Origin of the sequence: Moorena sp. SIO1F2 (assembly GCF_010672755.1) — a bacterium.
Taxonomy (GTDB): domain Bacteria; phylum Cyanobacteriota; class Cyanobacteriia; order Cyanobacteriales; family Coleofasciculaceae; genus Moorena.
In genome coordinates, this window is the sequence record NZ_JAAHFV010000396.1 from 1 (window position 1) to 5609 (window position 5609).

Annotated in this window: 8 protein-coding genes; 4 read left to right on the forward strand and 4 right to left on the reverse strand. The window is 45.4% G+C overall.

The annotated features are described in order from the left end of the window. From F6J94_RS29170 to bchB, 3 genes are all read right to left on the reverse strand, one after another. Nucleotides 1–155: AAA family ATPase (locus F6J94_RS29170; protein WP_293046787.1), on the reverse strand; the 155-nt coding region annotated here is incomplete at its 3' end. Nucleotides 156–870: 715 nt separating this feature from the next. Further along, nucleotides 871–1095: a hypothetical protein gene (locus F6J94_RS29175; protein ID WP_293046782.1), complete on the reverse strand. Its 225-nt coding sequence runs from the start codon at nucleotides 1093–1095 to the stop codon at nucleotides 871–873. 64 nt (nucleotides 1096–1159) lie between these two features. After that, complete coding sequence (gene bchB, locus F6J94_RS29180) at nucleotides 1160–2686, reverse strand: ferredoxin:protochlorophyllide reductase (ATP-dependent) subunit B (RefSeq protein WP_293022899.1); 1527 nt, start codon at nucleotides 2684–2686, stop codon at nucleotides 1160–1162. Between the two features lie 127 nt (nucleotides 2687–2813). On the opposite strand from bchB, the gene F6J94_RS29185 reads away from it, so the two are divergent. The 4 genes from F6J94_RS29185 (at nucleotide 2814) to F6J94_RS29200 (ending at nucleotide 4843) form a co-directional block, all read left to right on the forward strand. After that, the gene (locus F6J94_RS29185) at nucleotides 2814–2954 is read left to right on the forward strand and encodes a hypothetical protein (protein WP_293022896.1); all 141 of its coding nucleotides are present in this window, start codon (nucleotides 2814–2816) and stop codon (nucleotides 2952–2954) included. A gap of 252 nt (nucleotides 2955–3206) precedes the next feature. Further along, entirely contained in the window at nucleotides 3207–3365 is a 159-nt protein-coding gene (locus tag F6J94_RS29190) for a hypothetical protein (RefSeq protein WP_293046783.1), read from the forward strand. Between the two features lie 68 nt (nucleotides 3366–3433). Then, nucleotides 3434–4069 (forward strand): precorrin-8X methylmutase, encoded by a 636-nt coding sequence (locus F6J94_RS29195; RefSeq protein ID WP_293046784.1) that lies wholly within the window; start codon nucleotides 3434–3436, stop codon nucleotides 4067–4069. 300 nt (nucleotides 4070–4369) lie between these two features. Next, the gene (locus F6J94_RS29200; protein ID WP_293046785.1) at nucleotides 4370–4843 is read left to right on the forward strand and encodes a hypothetical protein; all 474 of its coding nucleotides are present in this window, start codon (nucleotides 4370–4372) and stop codon (nucleotides 4841–4843) included. A 495-nt stretch (nucleotides 4844–5338) separates the two neighbouring features. Here F6J94_RS29200 and F6J94_RS29205 read toward each other — a convergent pair whose 3' ends face one another. Continuing rightward, complete coding sequence (locus F6J94_RS29205; protein WP_293046786.1) at nucleotides 5339–5476, reverse strand: hypothetical protein; 138 nt, start codon at nucleotides 5474–5476, stop codon at nucleotides 5339–5341. Nucleotides 5477–5609 lie beyond the last annotated feature (133 nt).

Sequence of the window (5609 nt, forward strand, 5' to 3'; positions counted from 1 at the left end):
TGGATCAGAAAACCAGTCAGAGTGAATGTGCTGTCATGCTTCGGGTCACAGCCAATTTGCAGCACCTTTCGACCCCGCTTAGCTAGGGCAACTGAGATATTACAGCTAGTTGTGGACTTACCGATACCACCTTTTCCATAAACTGAAAGTTTCACCTTTAGTTATCTCCTGTTTCAGATAAAAATTCTTCTTTTGTCTTTGCCCCTAAGCCAGCCGAAAGCATAATTGCCAAAATTATGCTTGCTTGATTTATCTCAGGCACTAGTTAAGCGAGGGACCCTAAAGCCAGCGATAGATTGCTTGGCTTGTCTTGATGCAGTCGCTCATGGGGGAAACCCCCAAGACCGCTTAGGTGCGCTTTCCGTTGGCGAATTAAATTCGCCACGGGTCGCACCTCTGCATCGCTTCGGCGCTTATTGCATTATTCACCAACTGCACTAGAAAATACAGGGTTTTTTTGATCGATCTAGCCTTTAAATTAGCTTAAATCGATTTTTTTTAGTTTAAGCAATTATCTCAAGCAATTTAAATCTTATTTATTAAATTTAATATTTAAATAACTATTTTTATAAATAACTTTATTAAAAACTATTACAATAAACAAAACTATTAAATCACCAGGGTGAATGAAGCGGGGGTACTACTGTTGTAAATGTTGCGTAGGGTGCGTTAGGGACGGGCTCGCCCTCATTTTCTGCCTCTTCACGCCTTGTTGGGACAGCCCGTCCCGTAACGCACCAGCGGCTCAAACAGCTTTAATGAGATCCACCCGTTAACGTTGCTCACCATAGACCATGGCTGGGCAAAATCATCCATACCCACCAGAAGCCATAGGCGGGTCTAGCTATTCAGATTTTTTGTAAATAATAATTAAATTTTTTCGGAGCAATCACAGCAATCTTCGTCGATAGAGTCACAGACTTTGAAAAAGGTAAAAAGAATCGGGAGTCGGGAGTCGGGAGTCGGGAGTCGGGAATCGGGAATCGGGAATCGGGAATCGGGAATCGGGAATTGGGAATTGGGAGTCGGGAATCGGGAATCGGGAATCGGGAATCGGGAAAACTGATCTGATTCCCAATCTCCCCATCTCCCCATCTCCCTATCTCCCTATCTCCCTATCTCCCCACCTCCCCTGATACAGGTTAAATCTGTATTAAGCTCAAGCCCCTACAGCTTCCTTAGCGGCATACATCACTTCAAGAGTGATTTCACTAAAGCCACGCTCACGAGCAAACTTCTCAGTATTGCGCTTTACTTTACCCCGAACAAAACCAGGCACCTTATTCAGTTCTGCTTTAGCGTCCTTACTCCAGTTCAGGTCAGAATCAGCAGAGATCCCCTTGGTAATCACTTCCTTGGTATCATGACCACCAAAGATTTCCAACAAGTGGTCTTCCATACCCAAGGTAAAGGAATTGTAGACCAAATCAGCAATTTGGTTAGTACCTTCGTAACCCATGAAGGGACGATAACCGATGGGGAAGTTTTGGATATGAATGGGAGCAGCAATCACACCACAAGGAATGTTCAATCGCTTACCAACGTGCCGTTCCATTTGGGTACCGAAAATCGCAGCAGGTTCAATTCGTGCGATCGCATCCCCAATCGCACCATTATCATCACTGATCAGGATCTCATCACAGTATTCGCTCACCTGCTCCTTGAACCAATCCGCATCATACTTACAGTAGGTACCAGCCAGCACCACATGAATACCCATTTCCCGTGCCAGAATCTTGGTCATAGCGGCAGCGTGGGTATTATCTCCGAAAACCACAGCCTTCTTACCGGTCAAGTTTTGGCAGTCGATGGAGCGAGAGAACCAGGCAGCTTGAGAAACGTACAGGGTTTGGTTGTCGATGTACTCTTCGTAATCGACATTAGCACCTTGACCATTGAGGATTTCCTGAATCTTACGGATACAACGAGCAGTTTCCACCACACCCAGAGGAGCAATATCGACATAGGGCATCGAGAACTCTTCTTCCAGGTAACGGGCACTCATCAAGCCAATTTCCCGATAAGGCAACAGGTTAAACCAAGCCCGAGGTAAATTTTTCAGATTGTGGACAGACGCTCCCTCTGGGAGGACTTCGTTAACTTCAATGCCCAAATCAGCCATCAACCGCTTCAGTTCAGTACAATCGTGTTGATTGTGGAAGCCAAGGGTAGAAATACCAATGATGTTCACCGAGGGTTTTGCAGTTTTGCCCTCTGGGAGCTCACCCTTCTTGCGGGCTTTGTTGAGGTAGAACTGAACAATTTGATCTAGGGTGCGGTCAGCCGCTTGTAATTCATTGACCCGGTAGTGGTTCACATCTGCCAACATCACATCAGCCTTGGCATCCATCTGAGCCCGGTTTACGAAGTTCTCCAGGTCTTCTTGTAGGATACTGGAGGTGCAGGTGGGAGTTAGCACAATCAGATCAGGGTTTACCTCCTGATCCTTGCGGGTGATGTTGTCCACTACTTTTTCCTGAGAACCCCGTGCTAGCACGTTCCGGTCAACAATACTAGCAGTTACCGGAGTGTAGTCCCGCTCTCGCTCTAGCATGGAGCGCATCACGTTGAAGTAGTCATCCCCTAGGGGGGCATGCATAATAGCATGGACATTCTTAAAAGAACTCGCAACGCGCAGTGTGCCAATGTGGGCAGGACCTGCATACATCCAGTAAGCCAATTTCATATCCTATTCTCCCTTGTTAAAAGATTAAGTATCAAGTATCAAGTATCAAACATCAAGCATCAATCATCAAAAATTAAGCATTAAGCATCAAAAATCAATCATCAATCATCAAAAATGTAACAATTTTATGGATTTGTTACTCAGCAACCAAGAGAGTTTCAGCCTTGGCCTTTGGCCACGCTACGCGAACAGCCTTGGCCTTTGGCCACGCTACGCGAACAGCCTTAAGACCTCTCGTGATTTAGATTTTCTCAGAAGTCCGAGGTAATGACTATCCTTAGGGATAAGTGTTCTTTCCCTGGTATCTAATTCCCCAAATCCTCTTGCCAAGCTAAACATATCGATTAGGGATATAAGAGAATCTGAATCAAATTGCAATTATTCTTAATTTTTAGTTACAGGGAGTAGGGAGTAGGGAGTAGGGAGTAGGGAGTAGGGAGTAGGGAGTCGGGAGTCGGGAGTGTGGGGAGTGTGGGGGAGATGGGGAGATGGGGAGTGTGGGAGATGGGGAGATGGGGAGATGGGGAGATGGGGAGATGGGGAGATGGGGAGTCAGATCAGTTTTCCCTGTTGCCTGTTGCTAGCTTGCCTATTGCCTGTTGCTAGCTTGCCTATTGCTAGCTTGCCTCTTGCCTATTCCCTATTCCCTATTCCCTATTCCCTATTCCCTATTCCCTAATATGAAAACCACTAGAGCAAGCATAATAATGTCAAAATAATCACAACCAGTTTGTCTGAAGAGTCCTCATGGAATGGCATATAACTGATGCCCAAAGTCTGGCAATTATTGACCGTGAAATAGGCGAGCATGTCTTTTCACCAGCAGAATACGAGATTGTGCGGCGGGTGATTTATGCCACAGCCGACTTTGAGTATAAGTCTCTGATTCATTTTTCTGAGCGGGCATTACAAGCAGGAGCAGCAGCTCTAGCTGCTCGTAGCACAATTGTAGTGGATGTGCCAATGGTACAAGTAGGGATCACTCCCCACATTCAAGATACCTTTGCTAATCCGGTGTATTGCAGCATGGAAACCCTCACTCGTCCCCAAAAACAAAAGACTAAGGCAGCCTGGGGGATGCAAACCTTAGCTAGACGCTATCCAGAAGGAATTTTTGTGATTGGTCAAGCTCAGACAGCTTTGACAGTATTGGTGGAGTTGATTGAAGCAGAGGAAATTCGACCAGCCTTGGTGATTGGGGTACCTGCGGGATTTGTAGAGGTGGATGTGGCTAAATCTCGGTTGAGGGATTCTTTAATTCCCCACATTCGGATTGATGGTCGTAAGGGTTCTGCGGTAGTGGCGGCTGCTATTGTTGATGGCTTAGTAGACTTGGCTTGGCAAGCCTACGGCCAGGATGATATTGATCTCTCACATGCCTAATATCAAGTCTGGTTGAATACCCATAATTAAGGAAAGGGTGGGAGGTGTGGGGAGATGGGGAGATGGGGAGATGGGGAGATGGGGAGGTGGGGAGATGGGGAGGTGGGGAGATTTTTATTAAGGGTAATTATCCTGACATGATATAAAAGGGCGTGGCTCAATTGTGGCATGATTGAGAATGATGGGTAATCGGTAATGGGTAATGACCTTCGGTCAGGCTCATTGACCAAAACCCTCCGTTGGTGATCGATAAAAATTTGGTTAAGATCCTCTCAGCAACGGTTTAGCAAAGGGATAAGGATGGCAACTGCGGTTAAATTAATAGCTCCAGGTTTTTGTGTAAAGTACCCGAAAACCCCTTGGAGTGTGATATATGTCGAGGATGCTTCAGGCAAGTTTCATTTCCGCCTTAGTAGTCGAGACTTCAAATTTGAGCCCCGCGATCGCTACCGTTACCCCACTCATGAGGCGGCTAAACGGGCAGCATTGTGTTTTCTGGAATTACTCAAACGTATAGAGCGATCGCGGATGCGCATGAGCATTCTGCTAGAAATTGGTATTCTTAAATTTCCCCAACAGACATACCACTCTTATGAAATTTGGTTATTGATTGATCGGACTCGCTATAGTTGGGAGGTAATAACAGCCAATGGTTTTTGTTTCCGCTCCCAGCGCTGGTACAAAAGTCCTAACAGTCCTATTGTTAAAGCCAAGAAACATATAGACCGCGAGCTGGCGGTATATCAAATCAAAAATGCGGTTGGCTGGGTGTAGTGACTATAGCAAAAATCAAATAGGTGAGGTACACAAGTTGTGGATTTTAGGGAACAGGGAATAGGGAACAGGGAATAAATCCTGTGTACCTTATGAATAAGATAAATGAATATTATTACCGCTATCCTTAAAAAGGACGAGTATCAAAACATTTATGCCCAATTGTGCCATCAGGAAATAAGTAAAGAGGACAATACGGTAATTCTATGGGTATGCTCACAATTGTGATAGGCTCCTGCTGCGGTTCGTGATTATGAGGCCAACGAATCCTGCTACTTTTACCACCGACAACATCAGGCATTTTCTGATCACTACTGTCAGAGACAAAGCTGTCACTTTCTAACCTCTCGACGAAACCTATATCAAAGATTTCCATGATAGCGATATACCCAATTAATTTCTATTAAGTCTTAATAGAAACTTCCCCCATGGCTAATATAAAAGTCTGGCCATATTGGCTATAAGTTATAAAACTTTATAATCCTAAACTACCAATTAATTAAGGGAATCGGGAATCGGGAATCGGGAGTAGGGAATCGGGAATCGGGAATCGGGACTAGAGAATAGTGATGCAGTAATATTAATCGTAGGGTGGGCAGTGCTTACCTTCCCGATGGCAAGCCAATTAATCACCAATCATGCACTGCCCACCCTACAGGAATTATTCTCCCCATCTCCCCATCTCCCCATCTCCCCATCTCCCCATCTCCCCACACTCCCTATTCCCTATTCCCTATTCCCTACTCCCTACTCCCTACTCCCTACT

Coding starts and splice junctions, on each gene's coding strand:
- F6J94_RS29175 (WP_293046782.1), bottom strand. CDS start 1,095: ATGGGGAGATGGGGAGATTGGGAATCAGATCAGTTTTCCCGATTCCCG.
- bchB (WP_293022899.1), bottom strand. CDS start 2,686: ATGAAATTGGCTTACTGGATGTATGCAGGTCCTGCCCACATTGGCACA.
- F6J94_RS29185 (WP_293022896.1), top strand. CDS start 2,814: ATGGATTTGTTACTCAGCAACCAAGAGAGTTTCAGCCTTGGCCTTTGG.
- F6J94_RS29190 (WP_293046783.1), top strand. CDS start 3,207: ATGGGGAGATGGGGAGATGGGGAGATGGGGAGTCAGATCAGTTTTCCC.
- F6J94_RS29195 (WP_293046784.1), top strand. CDS start 3,434: ATGGAATGGCATATAACTGATGCCCAAAGTCTGGCAATTATTGACCGT.
- F6J94_RS29200 (WP_293046785.1), top strand. CDS start 4,370: ATGGCAACTGCGGTTAAATTAATAGCTCCAGGTTTTTGTGTAAAGTAC.